This is a genomic window from Pseudoalteromonas sp. TAE79, from assembly GCF_000498015.1.
GTDB lineage: Bacteria > Pseudomonadota > Gammaproteobacteria > Enterobacterales > Alteromonadaceae > Pseudoalteromonas.
The window spans coordinates 1-15,182 of sequence record NZ_AUTL01000209.1 but is presented as its reverse complement, the minus strand read 5'-3'; the positions used below and the strand labels follow the sequence as shown (position 1 = coordinate 15,182).

Here is a 15,182-nt window from a genome sequence, read left to right as displayed (position 1 = left end):
TTCAGGCCCTTAATTAGATGAGGTTAAACGTGGTCTAGCGCGAATTCTTTTCTTCTTCTCAGAGTAAAGTTTGTCACGTAAAATATATAATTCTGTTTCTTCACCTGGCGCAAGAGTCGCTTTATCAAACACACCTACTGCAATAACATCATCACCCAAGCAAAATTCTTCTCGTACCTCACGGAAACCATTAATGTCATTTTCAATTCTTACAACATCAATAATCTCTCTGCCACTAGTCATTCGTTGCCCTACTTCATGGTACATACCCATTTTGCGTATATCACAAGGGTATCTTTCATCTTCAGGTATGGAGTTATCAAGATCGAAGCCTAAAGGTATTTCACCTGCAGCGACCTCAGTTAATAAGTTAGTAGCTCGCTCAACATGCTTTGTATTAACTCGTGGGTCGTCATTAGCTATTGGTCCTTCTTGGACTTCTTTTCTTCGACGTTTTTTTGCTTCTTCTTTTTCTTTATCAGCAACAAACTGAGCGTGCTTGTACTGCATTGATTTTGGCATATCAACTGTCAGTTCGACCATTACAGGTGGAACATCCAAAGGCATTAACGTAAGGCTTACCATAGTTTCAGGCATGCCTCTTTCGCCTATCATTAGTCCAATAGGTGTTTCAGAAATTGGTGTTATATAAATAATTCCATCAATGACTTCTATAGGTACATTTACATCTGAAGTTTTGACCTCGGCTTCATTAAATTTTGTTGCTATTCTATTTTGCAAACCCATTGCTACCGGTATTAACTCACTATTACCGGGTTCTATATTCAGTTTCTGATTTGGTTTGTATTTTTCTCTAACTTGATCAACAACTGGGTCTCTTCCTGCAATGTCAGGAATGATTTTTGTTATAGGTGTGGATTTTCCGGCTCTGCTACTAGCTGTAGTGCCTGGCAGTGGAATACGCTCAGGAGATTGCTTAGTTATAACTTCTGTTGGGTTAATTGGTCTGCCATATAAGTCCGTTTTACCTTCGTTGGCAGATTTAGCTATCGCAACACTTTCTTTCGGAAGCGATTTCGTTAAAGCTTCCATCATTGCATCATCAACGGCCGTGGCTACTGGGGTATTGTCATTAGCATCATCTAACTTAGGCATTTCAACTGCAATTCTTTCAGCATTAATAGGTGTAACTGGAATGTCAGCTGAAATATTATCTTCGTTCGCATGCGCATTAGAAAGTAGTGTCATTGATAAAATTATTGCTACTGAAATTTTATTTAACTTAACGTTATTCATTACTTATTTCCTTCAGCTGTAGCTGCACTGTCAGTTTTTGAATTCTTATCTTCTTCCGCTTTCGCTTGGCGAATTTTACTTACTCGTTTACGAGTGTTTGGTGCACCTTCATACTGAGTGAAGTGCGTGATCTTTGGCATGCCTGAACTCGCAATAATTCTTACTTCGTAAGTCCATTTTTGTGTAGTAGAAGCACCAGTTCTAACTGATACAGTCTTTTTATCGCCATATACCCATACAGTATCTACTTCGCTGTTATAGATTAAATCTAGTGGCGTAAAGTTTTCTCTTACACCTCGAACCTTTAATGCTTGTACTTGCGCTGTTAGTTGTCGCTCAAAATTATCAGCATCTTTAGCCTTAAACATTTTTCGTAAAGTGTCAGCGACAAACGTAGAGTTTCGTTCACTTATATTTCCTGCCAAGTTAGCAACAAAAAGACCCCAACCCGTTTTATATGCTTCACTAGCCTGATTTCCTACAAAGGTAATTTCTTCTGTGAATGTAGGAGGCACCACAACGACTGTTTCATCTTTACTTAACATTCCATAGGTTAGACATACAACTGCTATGGCTAATGCTAGGTTACTTTGCGCCATAATATTGGCCAGTGTAACGCTGTGACTCCAAGATAGGAGTGCTTTTGATTTCTTTAACACCTAACAGTGCTCCTAACGAAATAATTCTCTAACTAATGGGTCTGGCATTGAGCGGGTTGATTTCATTGGCAACGCGCCATGCCACCAAGACATATGTGAAAGTATGCCTTTAGCGTATTTTGCTTTAATTTTTCTAGCTATATAGAAGTAAGCTAGACCTAAAGGGATTGCATAGTTAATTGCGTCAAATGGTACACCTAGTGCAAAAGATAAAATTATTGGTCTAACTTCATCTACGTCCCAAAATATAACCATCATTGGTTCGTTTACTCTAATTGGTAAATAATGCTGATCACCTCTTAACTGCTGATTGTTTTGTTCTTCCATACAGCCTCAACTAAGTATTTTTGACAAAAAAAAGGCGCCAGTAGGCGCCGATTTAAATAGCTATTAACGACCAGTAAGAACTGGAAGTAATGAAGCAGGAGCTTCAAAGATAGTAGCAGTTAGAGATGAATCAATGATGTTGCCAGCGTTAGCTAGAACTAGTACAGATACAACACAACCTGCGAAACCCACTAAGTTAGGTTTAACTGTTGAAAAGAATACAACACCTAGAACCATAAGCATCATTAGGATTTTACCCGGTGCACCACCAGCAATACCCTTAACTTCGCCCCACATATCACTAAACTCACCTTCCAAAGTACCTGTAGCTGCGAAAGCATCGAAGCCAATATACAAAAGAACAGCTGAAGCAAGAACCGCTAAGGCAATCCATAGTGTTTTTGTGTTTTTAGATGAACTTTCCATTGATTGGTGACCCATTACTGCATTAGCTTGCATTTCTTTAACTCTCTATATTGATTTTATAAGATGCTAAGCAACCATTGCTTAACGACCAAAGCTATTAAAACAAATAAAAGAGCCCTACATGTTGATTATGTAGGGCTTTATAGGGGTAGTTATTTAAAGCTTACGTTTTCTGCTTCGCTTTTAACGTCATTTTTGAATGCGTAGTATATTGATTCAGCTAAGCTATCCGTAAAGTCATTGGCATCCATTGAAAATATGTTTGATAACTTGAATTTCTGGCGGCCATGATAGATGTACTTATCTACACCATGACGAGATTCTATAATTTTTTCCAATTCTGTCGGTGTTTTAACCGCATCTATTAAACCTAATTCAGCTGCTTCTTCTCCGGTCCAAATCAGTCCCGAAAATAACTCATCATTGTCAACAAGTCTGCCGCCTCTTCCTTCTTTAACTGCACTAATAAATTGAGCATGCAGTTTATTCAGAATATGTTCTTGTATGAAGTTGCGCTCAAACTCTGATACATCTTGGAATGGGTCAAACAAAGCCTTGTGTTCACCCGCATGGAAAACTCTTTTTTCAACACCGACTTTATTCATGACTTCTTTAAAGCCCCAACCATCCATTCTTACGCCTATAGAACCTACTAAACTAGAATTTGAAGCGTAAATCTCATCTGTAGCACTGGCTATATAATAACAAGCCGATGCACAAACAGTTCTGATTGTCGTATATATTGGCTTTCCATTATTTCCACTATGCCTATAAGACATTATCGTTTTATAGATTTGCTCCGCATCTGTTGGAGAACCACCGGGAGAATTAGCCTCTATAACAATTGCTTTAACTTTGTTATCTTCCATAGCTTCACGGATCAACTTACTTACACGCCAACCATCAGTTTCTTTACTGCCTGTTTCAATAGCACCACTTAAATTAATTATGGCTATATGCGGTCCAATACTCTCACTTGCTGCATCACTAAGAGTAAAGCCTATACTTAAGGCAAGGCCTATACCTATAGCACCAGCTTTAAACTTGCTTATTCTTAAATGCTTTGCACTTTCTTGGGAAATAACTTCTGGTAAGGTGCCAACTTCCTGTTTGGCTTTTTTATTAAAAATACGACTGAACATCCTATAACTCCGATTGCGCCTTAAACGGCAGTTTATTAAAATATTTTGCTTACATTTGATAATGCATAGCGTAATGAGAAACCTAAAATTAGAAACATAATTGGAGGCAATAAAACTCCAAATATCCCAGCTGCAGGGAAAATGAAATAAATATCAATTATGAAGAAAGCAAAGACACCTGCTTTGAGCCAAATTTTGAATATATTTGCACTCGCCACACCAAACTCATACTGCTTAATTTTTCTCTTGTAATAGCCGTCTGCCGCCATAGCAAAAATCAGTGGTAAACCAAGAAAAAACCAGTGTATAAAGACCGATAACCTATAGCTCGATTGATAAAACATGAGTTTTAGGTTTTCAACTATTCTAATTAAAGGCTTTAACCAAAAGTCCTCTCCTTTAAGGCCACCCGAAGTAACCATCTTCTCCAATGAAGCTACTGTCTGTGTATCTATAAAGGCCCATTGGTACATTTTTGTTGCTCTATTTATTACAAGAGTTGATTCAGACTTACCTATAATTGGCTTCAATGCGTTTATCTCATCTTGCAAAGTAGCTCTGTAATTAGCAGGGTCCATAAAAAGCAATATGTATGCTAATGAGATCATGGCCGTTGCAACAATCATTCTTGGTAGAAATGATTGTTTAGATGTGTTGTGGTTTTCTTCAAACATTTAGGCAGCCTCTTTAGGCTCAGTCAGGAAAGGGATACGCCCCTTTATTTTCCTGCCATCAGCCAACCTTGCGATATATTGTAGATTTGGAAGATCACCCAACATGGTTGCAGGAAAGATCTTTTCTCTTGTTTCAGTGAGCTGCTCTTTTAGTCCACCAGAAAAGTCTGATAAGTCCCCTGCGGTAGAAGTACCTGAGTTTAAGGAAAAGCCTAAAGAGCGAATATTAGCTTCACCAAAATTTTCAGTTGCGTATTCTTGGGTTACGTTGTCATTTACTCGCAAACAAAATAAATTAGATGCTAGACCTAAAATACGGCGCGCTTGTGCCTCGCTAGTTTTGGCGATGTAATCGGGTAAAGTTTGGCTTGATACATAAAGCTCAAATTGCGCTCCACGTGCAACGGCCATCATGTTTATTAAAGGTTCGTTGATACATGCATGCGCCTCATCTACAAACAAACTAACCCTGCGGCCCAGTCCTTCTTCATAGTTATAACGTCTAGCGGATGCAGCACAAACATCTGCAAGTACTAATTTACCAATAGCAGATGCGACCATAGAGTCTGACAGGCTATCAAGGGCTACATATAAGACACCGCCAGTTCTAACCAGCTTATCAATATCAACAATTGGACGTAATTCATCATCTTCACCCATTGTTACTTTCGGTGATAAAAGTTCATCAAGTGGTTTAGATGTAAGTTGCGCGAATAATGGCGCAGTCGTTGAAAGCATTTTGCTCATGTGTTGAGAATCATGAGTAACCATTGAAACCATCCCATCTAAGGCGGGGTTAGCATGCTCTTTCATCAATGTTTGGCTGTAATAAGCAACCATTCCTGCTAATAAATCGCCTTGACCGAGCTTTTCTATTTGAGCACCCATTGTTTTGACCCAATCTTCACCAAGAACATTTACAAATAAACGGTCAAAACAACGCTCAGCTAGCTGTCGCTTACCTGACATTAAGTAATATCCTATGCTCGTTAACTGAGGTTTTTCATCAACGTAATGCATAGCTTCAATAATTTGATATATACATTTCCAAGCGAATTGAACAAAAGGATCTGATTCGGACTCACCCGGAAGTAATGAAGCAATCCTTGATGCTAGTTCCGTTGTCCTAACATATGAACTCATTGGGTCTATGCGGCAGCTCTTACTTGGGTGTGATGGATGAAAGAAATAAAACCTATCCTCCATACCTAAAGCTTTAGTTTCCGCTTCTATTCCCTGGCGCCATGCTGAATCGTTCTTAGGGTCTATAATTATTATTACGTTACCTCTATGTAGCGCACCGCCAGAGAGCATTTTTAAAAGTGTTGTTTTACCAGTTCCTGGATTACCAAAAATTACAGAATGTGCATGGAAAACACTTTCATTTGCATCAACTTCCTTTTCATCGCCTAAACCATGTATCCAAGGTCGTCCACCTAACTTACGTGTAGTTTCTTCGTATTTTTTGGTAAATGGCTTTAAGACAAATGGGATTTTCACTTCTTTGAACTCTGTAGACATAGACATAACTTGATAAGCTCGCTGGGCATGCTCAGGTCCCCATTCAAAACCTTTACCTAAGAAAGCCCTTTCCTTGTTCTTAATGTTATCCTTACGAAACTTTGATAAAGGAACTACATAAAAATAATTTACGAAGATTCTGAATTGACGCTTTAAAAGCGGGTAGCCGCTTTTAAGTCTCAATAAAGAAACTAAAATCATTGTTACGCCAATAATTAAGTGAGCTGGTATTGATGTTTCAAATGCATATCCACCAGCAATTATCGTGAAAAGTCCACCACAGAACCAAATTTGGGCAACTCTCAATTCAAATATTGGACGAAATAGATTTTCCATCCAAAAATGCTTACCTCGATCTACAGCCATATATTTAACCTATTATGTTTTGTTCAATTATTAAGTGTTTGTATTTATTGCCGCTAGGTGTATTCATATCAGCAGAACTCACAGCTAACTCAGTGATAGATTTTTTCAGTTGTACCTCTCTGCCCTTTTCGTTATTTCCATTTAAGTAATCACTAATTAGCCCTTTCAAATAAATAGCCCAATGTTTGTTATCACTAAGTTTTTGTACGTAGTCACTTGTACCGGAATTACCAAGTTTAAATATGTAATCTAATAAACTTTGAACATCTGCAGCGTGTTCGTTTACTGCACTTTCATCTTTTCGAATTATCTTCGATGTAGTAGATTTTGAAGCTGGGTTGCTCTCAGGCTCTGGGTTATTCTCATAATCAAAAATTCTTGCTGATATATTTAAATCAGTAAGAAGCTCATTAGTAGTTGCTTTAACCAATGCGATACACATAAACCAACCCTTACCAAATCTGACCCGTTTTACTAACAAATTGGGCTTTAACTTGTCGTACAATAATCTGCGGTTTCTCTTCAAATCCTCAGTTACCTCCGATACATCAAGTTTGAATATTTCTTGAATAGCCCCAGATTCAATAAACAAGCACTCATCTTTAATGAATACTTCTTTACCACTGGTAAGAGATAACGAACCTTTAGCTAATCCATTACTAATGCGAACTAATAAAATATCCCCAACACTTAATTTTGATTCGTCCTTTTCCCACCACTTTGGTTTTAAAGCAGAGCTTTCTTCTTGGCTCATTGATACTTTCCTCTGCTTAAGCATGCTACTAATTGGACTGTTAGCCTTATGCTTACTAGAAGCAGGCTTTTCTTTCCTATTAGCTTTCTGGGCTTGCTCTTGAACCGACTCTTTTAATTTATTGTTTTCAACATTAGATACCTGGCTTGGCACTTCATCATCATCAGAGAGATAAGACGGTACTTGCAGGCTATCTAATTCAAAATCTGCTTGTTCTACTTGAACTGTTTTCTCTATAACGCTTGTTTCATGGTGTTTATTTTTTATATTACCGGTATCAGCTTCTGATTTATGTTCCGGTTCATTCGCACGTGGAGTATTGGTTACTAGCGCTTTGCCTTCACCTTGGTTTGCAAAGCTCAAACCTTGAGTACTTTTATTGACCTTCGGAGGGGGCGATACTTCTTCTTTTATTTGTTTCTGCTTAATATCTTTTTCATTTGCTAAAGAGACATCTTCAGGCTTACTAGAAGAGCTTTTTTTTGCTTCTTTCTTTGAGCTACTTTTCTTAATAGCTTTAGGCTGTTTTTTACTTTCAGCCGATTTAGTTACTGTTGGTTTATCATTAACTTGTAGAATCTCATTATCTGTACCATCAGCTTCAATTTCTTTCATTGAACCATCGGCAAAGTACTCAACAGACTTACCATCGTTATTTAATCGTAATACGCCACCAACAGATCTTGGTACAGGCATGGTTTCATAAAGCAATCCCGGCCAAGACAAACAAATTACTCTTTCCGGACCTGTTACACCTTCCATATCGGTTGGAGTAAACATGCTATATGTCACGCTCTCATCGAGTCTTTTAACTAGATTTCTTTCTTCAAGAATTTCTAAGATACGCGATGGATTTACGGGAACATCAACTTTGTCATCCTGTAAACGCTGCACAATTAATTGAATAGCTTTAGGCCAACTTAAATATACATCGTTGCCAATTATCCAAACATGACCTTTGGGCTGATTAACTAACCAGTTATCACGCAGACGACGCATAGCTTTAACAATAGCGCTTTCTAGTGGGTAACGACGCTTACCTATCATTTCATGCCATTGTGTTTGAATATCTTTTTCAGTGCTTGCGCTATCTGCTGCACGTACACAGCTCTGAAGATAGCCTTCACTATTTCCGTAATGTGCAAGCGCATGATTTATTGCTATTGGTAATTCATCCGAATTATCCATCAGATAACCTTTAGCCTCAGGTGTCAAAACCCACTCCAAAACAGTTACACTTAAATTTTCGTGTTTTTTATGTCTATGTTCTGGCCTCCATACAACTCTATATCGCTTTACATTATTATCCGTAGCCCATTGAATTAAGTTTGCTAAGTAGGGGTTCCAATCTTTACCTGTATCAACATCATAAACTCGCATGTCATAAAGTACTTTCCCTGCATCATGTAATAAACCGCACACCCAAGCTGCATATTGCCATCGAGGTTTACGAGCTTGCTCTTCATCCAGTTGACCAATAGCAGGAAGTACTTGATGTTGAGACTTTCTGAAACTATTTAGAGCCACCTCTAAACTATGCCTTGCTAAACCACCTACATCAGCATGATGATGATTTTCAGATGCAGGTAACAAATGAACATACTGAATGTAGTTAACAATAACTTGGCGAAATAATGTATCGAAATTCAATTCGTGTTTTAAAGGCTTAACCTTTCCTTTTACCTTCTTCTTTTTAGCTTTTACTTCATCTTCTTTCGGATCAATTAAACCTGAATCTCTATGCATCAATCTTAATATTTCAGATTGAGAGGCAATTATATTTTCAAGTCCAATTACCGGGATGCCCTTAGTCTCAGGTGGATAACGAATCAAATCTTCAATTGATAAATCATTATTATTAGCTGCAGTGTTTTCTACCTTAGAAGGAGCAACTAAGTTAGCCGCTCCTACCAAAATGTCATGCAACTTAAATTTAAGTTGGCTAAGCATATAGAATTCCGTTAAACCGCTACTTCATCAGATGAAGATTTTGACTCTAAATCTAAATCAGCTTTTTTATTATTAACTCCTTGATCATCTTCAGTTCGCTGAACTTCACCTTTAGCTAAAGCTTTCATTAACTCTTTATAGGCTTGTGGTGAGTAAAGACCACCTTTGCGGTTGCGTGATGCATTGGTTACATAATAGATTCGATTTACCATATCTTTAATGGTATTAACCGCCTGACCAGCAGCATTTTCAAGATGAACATCTTCAAGTTGACCCGCAAGCCATAAAAACTCTACTTCAGCTAATACACTATCCACCATTTCAACTAAACCAATGAATTGCCAGAAGATAGGATGAGTGATCTCAATTTCATATTTGTAATTTTCAGGTATTACTGGGCGTGACATTTTAACAACCATACTTTCTGAGTATTTTTCTTGCTGGTGGCTTAATGCATTGGCGCGTTCAGTGGCAACATTCATCACACTTTCAAACCAAGAGTCCAATCGAGATCTTACTTCATTGTCATTAGCTGTTAATTGAATCAAACCAGCTACACGTTGAAATGCACCAGCTGCCGCCCCACCATTACGACTTAAATAACGAAGCATCGCGTCAGATTGGATTTTGACAACGTAAGGAAGTGCTTTACGAGTTTGAACAAATTCATTACGTGAACGTCGCGCTTGTTGTGCATTTTCTTTAGTTACTTCTACTTGATCAGTCATTTGTACTTTCCTCTTCATTAACGTTTTGATTTATCTTATGTACCAATCTTGATAAATAAGCCTTTGAACCATGGATACTCTCTAGCGCATATCTTAAATGTCGAATCTTACCTTCAGCTGCGATAATTAATTCAAGCTCCCAAGGTTTGGCTTTTTTCTCAAATTGACTTTTGTGATAGTAAGGGCCTTTACGAGGAGCGATTCGATCTCCCCAATTTTTTTGCCGACCTCCATACCTGCCCGGGCCATAAACAATCCATTCCGCATAAGTTTTGCCACTTCTAACGGTTAGCCTAGGAGCTATATTTCCTCTTAAATACCCATCAGCATGCCCGGCACTTTTTTCTATATTTCCTAGCTTTTTGTTTTCTAACCTCCACTGTATCCAGTACTCATCTAATACCTCTCTAATTTCCTCAACAATCTTATCTGCAGTTATCTGTAGTTCATCTCTAGCTGCTTCTATTGCTTCCTTTGACATCTCTCCCCCAACTGGGTTTTTAATTCAGTATTTCTGTACCTTATTTATTCGGTGCCGCATTTGGCAGAAGCGGCATATAAACAATTCACAATTACACCTAGTTCGGTGCCGACTCTAGCCTTAGGTGTTTTTTAAAACATACTTGATTCATATAAATGCACCCGAGTTCGGTGCCGCATTTACCAAATCTGTACACTTGCATAAATAACTTAGTTAACTAGTTCGGTGCCGATTCTGCTTTACCTACAAAAAGAAAATTTACTTTCAACTAAATTTTGAAAAATATATTTACCCGAGCTGTCACTGAGTTCGGTGCACAATCCAGTAAACCTTTACCCGCTAAATATCTAACTACCTAAACCAGTTCGGTGCCGTATCTACTAGATAAAGATATGTACAAAGTATTTATATATTTCTGCAGTACTAAAGCTTTTAAAGCTAATGGGCACTAAGTTCGGTGCCGCTTTTGCTGAAATATGCAATATGCAGGAATAAACCAAATATTTAGTTCGGGTAAAACTCTGTGAAGTATTTTCTACTATTAATTTAAGGTCTGTGACGATTAAGCAGTGCTTTTTAGGGGTAGTTAATTAGCTCGTAAAGTTTGCTAATGAGTCTTGATATAGGTTTTGGGGTTAGTAATTAAACTATGCTTTCAAATTACATAGCAGTATCCAGGGGGATATAAGCTTGGTATATGAAGTACCAAACAAGACTCAGCGATATATTCATAAAACTTATCAATGCACACTGGTTCAAGTGCGTACACGTGTCGTCTTAACACTAAGTTTTGATTTAGAAGTAAAAACTGAAGTTTTTTGTTTCTTTTACGGGTCACAAGGTGTCGTAAGGACACCAAATTATAATAAAGCCGTTACTATGAGCTCTTCTCTCCGCTTTTTTGTGCCCTAACGTGTCGTACTGACACGCAAAGCGCGCTTGCGAGTTCAACACAAAGCGTTTATACTTTATTTGTGTTCTAGCGACACGCATGAGCACGCAATTTAAATGGTACGTGTTGTTGTATATAATTTATTGGAGATAATTTAATGACAAATAAGACAGTTGTAAGAGCTTTAGAGCTAGGCTATGGAACATGTAGCGTTGTTACCGGAGAATCGACCGAGGGCTTTATTATAAGAACGTTTCCTAGCATCCCTGTATCAGTGAATCATGGAACGCAAAATCTAAGTGGTGATATTCTTAGCCACCGTAAGACAGTTATAGTTCCCGTTGGACATAATAATTACGAAGTTGGAGAGGATGTTCAAGCATCAGCAGATCCACGCTCAACACGTGTATTAAATACAGAATCTTATATCGACTCAGAACGATACAATGCACTATTTAAAGGTGCATTAAAGATGATACCTGAAGATGAAATAGATCTATTAGTATGCGGGTTGCCTGTTTCTGTAATGCCACGCGCAAATGAATTAAAGAAGCTAGTTGAAGGTAAGCATGACTTAGGTGATGGAAGAGAAGTTACAGTGAAGTCTAGTTGGGTTATTGCACAGCCTCTAGGTGGACTGCTAGCTTATGCCCGTGATGGGGGCCAAGAACGCTTCAATGAGATGCGTTCAGAGAATTTATTAGTAGTAGACCCTGGTTATTTAACAGTTGATTGGTTGGTAACACGCGGTTTAATGAGTAATGAAAACCGTTCAGGTGATTTTGAAGGTGGTATGTCTAAAATTTTAGATAAAGTTGCAGACGCGGCATTAAAAGTTTTTTCTGCCGATGAAAGATTTAAACGAATTAAAGAAGTTAATGTTGAGCTTATAGATCAAGCTTTTGTTTCGGGTAAGTTAAAGCTGTTTGGTCATAAGATGGACTTCCCTATTCATAAGGGTGATGACAAAACACCATCTTTCGATTTTACGGATGCTATAAATTCTGTAGCTGAAAACGCTATCTCTGCTTTAATTAATAAAGTTGGTGATGCCCAAGATTTAGATAGAATATTAGTTGTAGGTGGGCCTGCCAAACTATACGTTCACTCATTACAACAGGCTTTCCCAAATCACACTATACAGGTATTGAATGATTCTTTACGTGCAAATGTCATAGGTTTTCAAGAAGGTGGAAAGCAACGGATGAGAGCGATTGAAAAGAAAAAGGCATTAGCGAAATAACCCAAGGTAAACCTTATGGCAAATAAAGAATCAAGCTCACCAAAAACGCTAAGGTGTAACCTCTATATAAATGAAAGAGACAACCCTGAGATCTATAACGCACTTAAGGGGGTTACATCAAAATCGGAAGAAGCACGTTTTTTAATTAGGCTGGGGCTTATGGTTCGGAATGGGCAAATGACCATAGGTGGTCAGTCTAATAACAACGAGCTAAAACCTGAATACAATGAAACACTTGAAGAGCTTGAAGAGCTTGAAGATGACACTAAATACAAAAGTGATAAATCTCAAAGTCAATCCAAAACAGCTAACAGCGACTTTGTAGAGCTAGCAAGTACTGATCTTGATTTTGGAGATGAATTATTGTCTATTTAAAAAAAAGCTAGGGTATAAACCCTAGCTTTTTTAATCTACCAAACTTTCTAGATACTTAATTGTCTTTTTCAAACAACTATTTACTTCCTTAGTATCATCCCAATCAACATCGCCCCAATTTACACCATCTATTTCTAACTTAGTTACATCTTTAGTAAGTAAATCTTTTACAGTTTTCGGTGATGTAATAGCAGGTGTTTTATATTTAACAGGAGACATTGCTGTTTTAACTTTATTCGAAAGTTCTGCCTGTATTTCAAGAACATCAAAATCTTTTATAGAAGGTGGAAGTTCCTTCCCAGCCTCATTGAAAGCAGCTACGATTAAAGGAATCATGGCGGATTCAAAATCGTTATATTTACTATCTTTAATACTCTGTTCTGCAATTTGGTAAAGTTTGTTTATTTTAATTTCTGTTAGAAACCCAATACCATGCTCTATTGAGTTAACTAATTTAGGTGATGAAGCTAGTTTCTTTAACTTATAGTAAGATGTTTTTTTCACACCTAATAACTTCATTTCCTGAACGTTTGTCATTGCTTCAGGAGACTTTAAAATTGCTTCGTCATATGCTGCTTTGAAGGCTCGTAGCTTCTCATGAAATGCTAGTGCACTCCGTCCATTGTTTTCAACAAATTGTCTCAGTTTAGGAGACTTTGGTGTAGTTCTATGAACGCGGAAAGACCATACACCATCCCAACCTAAGCAGTAGACAACAGAATAAAAGCGTCTATGTCCGTAAACAATTCTATAATCCATACCTCCATTTCTGTAAACTTCTATAGGTTGATATAACCCCCCTCCCTCTTTGATTTGTTCCGCTAAAGCAATAATATCCTGTATTTGATTCTCAATATGAGAGTATAGAATATGATTAGAAGGCGTTTTATTTACCAATAAACCTTTATCTAAAATTACGTACGCTGTTTTATCTACATCTTTACCTTTCAGAAATGCATTTACAGCGTTAGGTGAAAGAACAGGGAAGTCACGTGAATTAGTCGGGTCAGGAGTTATTGTTGATATAGCTAAATCATCGTTTAAACAAAGTTTTGAACCTGTCTCTATCATTTTGGGTTCACTTTGATCTATGTTTTCTACTTCAACTTTATTATTTCGAGCTAGATTTAACTTATCTACTCCACTTAATGAAGGTTTTCTACCACCTCTTACTTTTACTTTATTAGTCATGATCTACACCTAATCTGTTTCTTACAAAGCTATATAAATTCGACATTTCTAAAGTTGCCTTTTTATCTTTCTTTAAACAAAATACTTTTTCTAATTCATCTGGCTTTCTAACGGGTTTAAATATAGTCCTGTTAACTAAAAAGAAGTTTTTTGGAAGCAAATCTATATCTATATTATTTTGAGTTTTATATTTTTCAATGTGCTGCTCAAGCAAGCCGTACTGTTCGACTTCATTTTTAGTTAAACTTGTAGAGCTAGCTAAGTTAGGAACTACTCCTACAATCTCAATAGGTATATCTCGCTCTTCATTATAAATACGGATGTTATCCATCAGCTGAGGTACGCTATCTACAGAATCATATTCAAGCTGAGTTGGGACTAGAACGTGAGAACATTTAGATAGGAACCCCTCACAGATCGAGGTTTTACTTGGAGGCGTATCATAAATAATTATATCTATCTCATCCATTTCAGCTTCAACGTCTAAAAAATCTTGAGCTAAATCTGCTATTAACGGAATGAAGTCATCGTTATCTTTAACTTCACTTAATCGGTCTACTCGACCCTCCGACGGAAGTATTTTTAAAGTGTCAATTCCAGTAACAGGGTAATAAACAAATTGGCGATTAAATAAAATATCAGAAGAAGTTGAAAAACCATTCCAAGAACCATTATCTTCACTTCCCTCAATGAAATCAGGGTGGCGAGGTGGAAGAAGATATGGAACGCCACTCATTTTTTTCATTTTTAAAAAAGTCTTGCTCGCATTCTGCTGGCTATCTAAATCAACTAAAGCGATATTGAGTTTTTTATCTTTTCCTTCTATACCCCCTGTAGCAAACAGGTAGGCTAGCCAACCAGCAATAGTGGATTTTCCAACACCACCTTTGTGGTTATATATCATTAAAGATATAGGCTTTTTATTTTTCATTGACTCTTTACCCCTGGTATCATTGTATATTTAAATAGAATACGACAGTAAATGCATATCTTCAATATATCTATTGATATTTGAAAGGCTAGTTAAAAAATAACTCTAAGCAAAGCATAAAAATACCATTTATCGAAGTGCTTAAAGAGTTCGGTGCCGAACTCTTATTAAATCAATAAATGTTTTAGCTATGAGTAAGGTTACAACCAGTGGTTCGGTGCCGAACTCTTATTAAAGCAATAAATTTTTTAGCTATGAGTAAGGT

At 37.3% G+C, this 15,182-nt stretch carries 14 protein-coding genes; 2 read left to right on the top strand and 12 right to left on the bottom strand.

The features are described from left to right. Window positions 1–9: 9 nt before the first annotated feature. The 10 genes from L655_RS0115520 to mobI form a co-directional block, all read right to left on the bottom strand. Window positions 10–1,209 carry a hypothetical protein gene (locus L655_RS0115520; RefSeq protein ID WP_125825558.1) on the bottom strand — a complete coding sequence of 400 codons (1,200 nt, stop codon included), beginning with the start codon at window positions 1,207–1,209 and terminating at the stop codon, window positions 10–12. Window positions 1,210–1,256: 47 nt separating this feature from the next. Continuing rightward, a complete protein-coding gene (locus L655_RS0115515; RefSeq protein WP_158000954.1) occupies window positions 1,257–1,856 on the bottom strand; it encodes a TraE/TraK family type IV conjugative transfer system protein in 600 nt (199 codons plus the stop codon). 72 nt (window positions 1,857–1,928) lie between these two features. Next, a complete protein-coding gene (gene traL, locus L655_RS0115510; protein ID WP_024605521.1) occupies window positions 1,929–2,243 on the bottom strand; it encodes a type IV conjugative transfer system protein TraL in 315 nt (104 codons plus the stop codon). Window positions 2,244–2,306: 63 nt separating this feature from the next. Continuing rightward, window positions 2,307–2,702, bottom strand: coding sequence for a hypothetical protein (locus tag L655_RS0115505; RefSeq protein WP_024605520.1), 396 nt, complete (start codon window positions 2,700–2,702; stop codon window positions 2,307–2,309). A 119-nt stretch (window positions 2,703–2,821) separates the two neighbouring features. Then, window positions 2,822–3,811, bottom strand: a complete 990-nt coding sequence (sppA, locus tag L655_RS0115500; RefSeq protein WP_024605519.1) for a signal peptide peptidase SppA — start codon at window positions 3,809–3,811, stop codon at window positions 2,822–2,824. Between the two features lie 35 nt (window positions 3,812–3,846). Then, a complete protein-coding gene (locus L655_RS0115495; RefSeq protein WP_024605518.1) occupies window positions 3,847–4,485 on the bottom strand; it encodes a DUF4400 domain-containing protein in 639 nt (212 codons plus the stop codon). Beyond that, entirely contained in the window at window positions 4,486–6,372 is a 1,887-nt protein-coding gene (gene traD / locus L655_RS0115490) for a conjugative transfer system coupling protein TraD (RefSeq protein ID WP_024605517.1), read from the bottom strand. A 4-nt stretch (window positions 6,373–6,376) separates the two neighbouring features. Next, window positions 6,377–9,076, bottom strand: coding sequence for a MobH family relaxase (mobH, locus tag L655_RS0115485; protein WP_024605516.1), 2,700 nt, complete (start codon window positions 9,074–9,076; stop codon window positions 6,377–6,379). Window positions 9,077–9,087: 11 nt separating this feature from the next. Next, complete coding sequence (locus L655_RS0115480; protein WP_024605515.1) at window positions 9,088–9,804, bottom strand: hypothetical protein; 717 nt, start codon at window positions 9,802–9,804, stop codon at window positions 9,088–9,090. Then, window positions 9,797–10,285 (bottom strand): conjugative transfer protein MobI(A/C), encoded by a 489-nt coding sequence (gene mobI / locus L655_RS0115475; RefSeq protein ID WP_024605514.1) that lies wholly within the window; start codon window positions 10,283–10,285, stop codon window positions 9,797–9,799. Before mobI ends, L655_RS0115480 begins: the two co-directional genes overlap by 8 nt. A gap of 1,049 nt (window positions 10,286–11,334) precedes the next feature. On the opposite strand from mobI, the gene L655_RS0115470 reads away from it, so the two are divergent. Beyond that, complete coding sequence (locus tag L655_RS0115470; protein WP_024605513.1) at window positions 11,335–12,420, top strand: PRTRC system protein D; 1,086 nt, start codon at window positions 11,335–11,337, stop codon at window positions 12,418–12,420. Between the two features lie 15 nt (window positions 12,421–12,435). Next, the gene (locus L655_RS0115465) at window positions 12,436–12,795 is read left to right on the top strand and encodes a hypothetical protein (protein ID WP_024605512.1); all 360 of its coding nucleotides are present in this window, start codon (window positions 12,436–12,438) and stop codon (window positions 12,793–12,795) included. Window positions 12,796–12,825: 30 nt separating this feature from the next. Here L655_RS0115465 and L655_RS0115460 read toward each other — a convergent pair whose 3' ends face one another. Further along, window positions 12,826–13,986 (bottom strand): ParB/RepB/Spo0J family partition protein, encoded by a 1,161-nt coding sequence (locus tag L655_RS0115460; RefSeq protein WP_024605511.1) that lies wholly within the window; start codon window positions 13,984–13,986, stop codon window positions 12,826–12,828. After that, window positions 13,979–14,917, bottom strand: a complete 939-nt coding sequence (locus L655_RS0115455) for a ParA family protein (protein ID WP_024605510.1) — start codon at window positions 14,915–14,917, stop codon at window positions 13,979–13,981. The genes L655_RS0115460 and L655_RS0115455 overlap by 8 nt, the downstream gene beginning before the upstream one ends. Window positions 14,918–15,182: the final 265 nt, after the last annotated feature.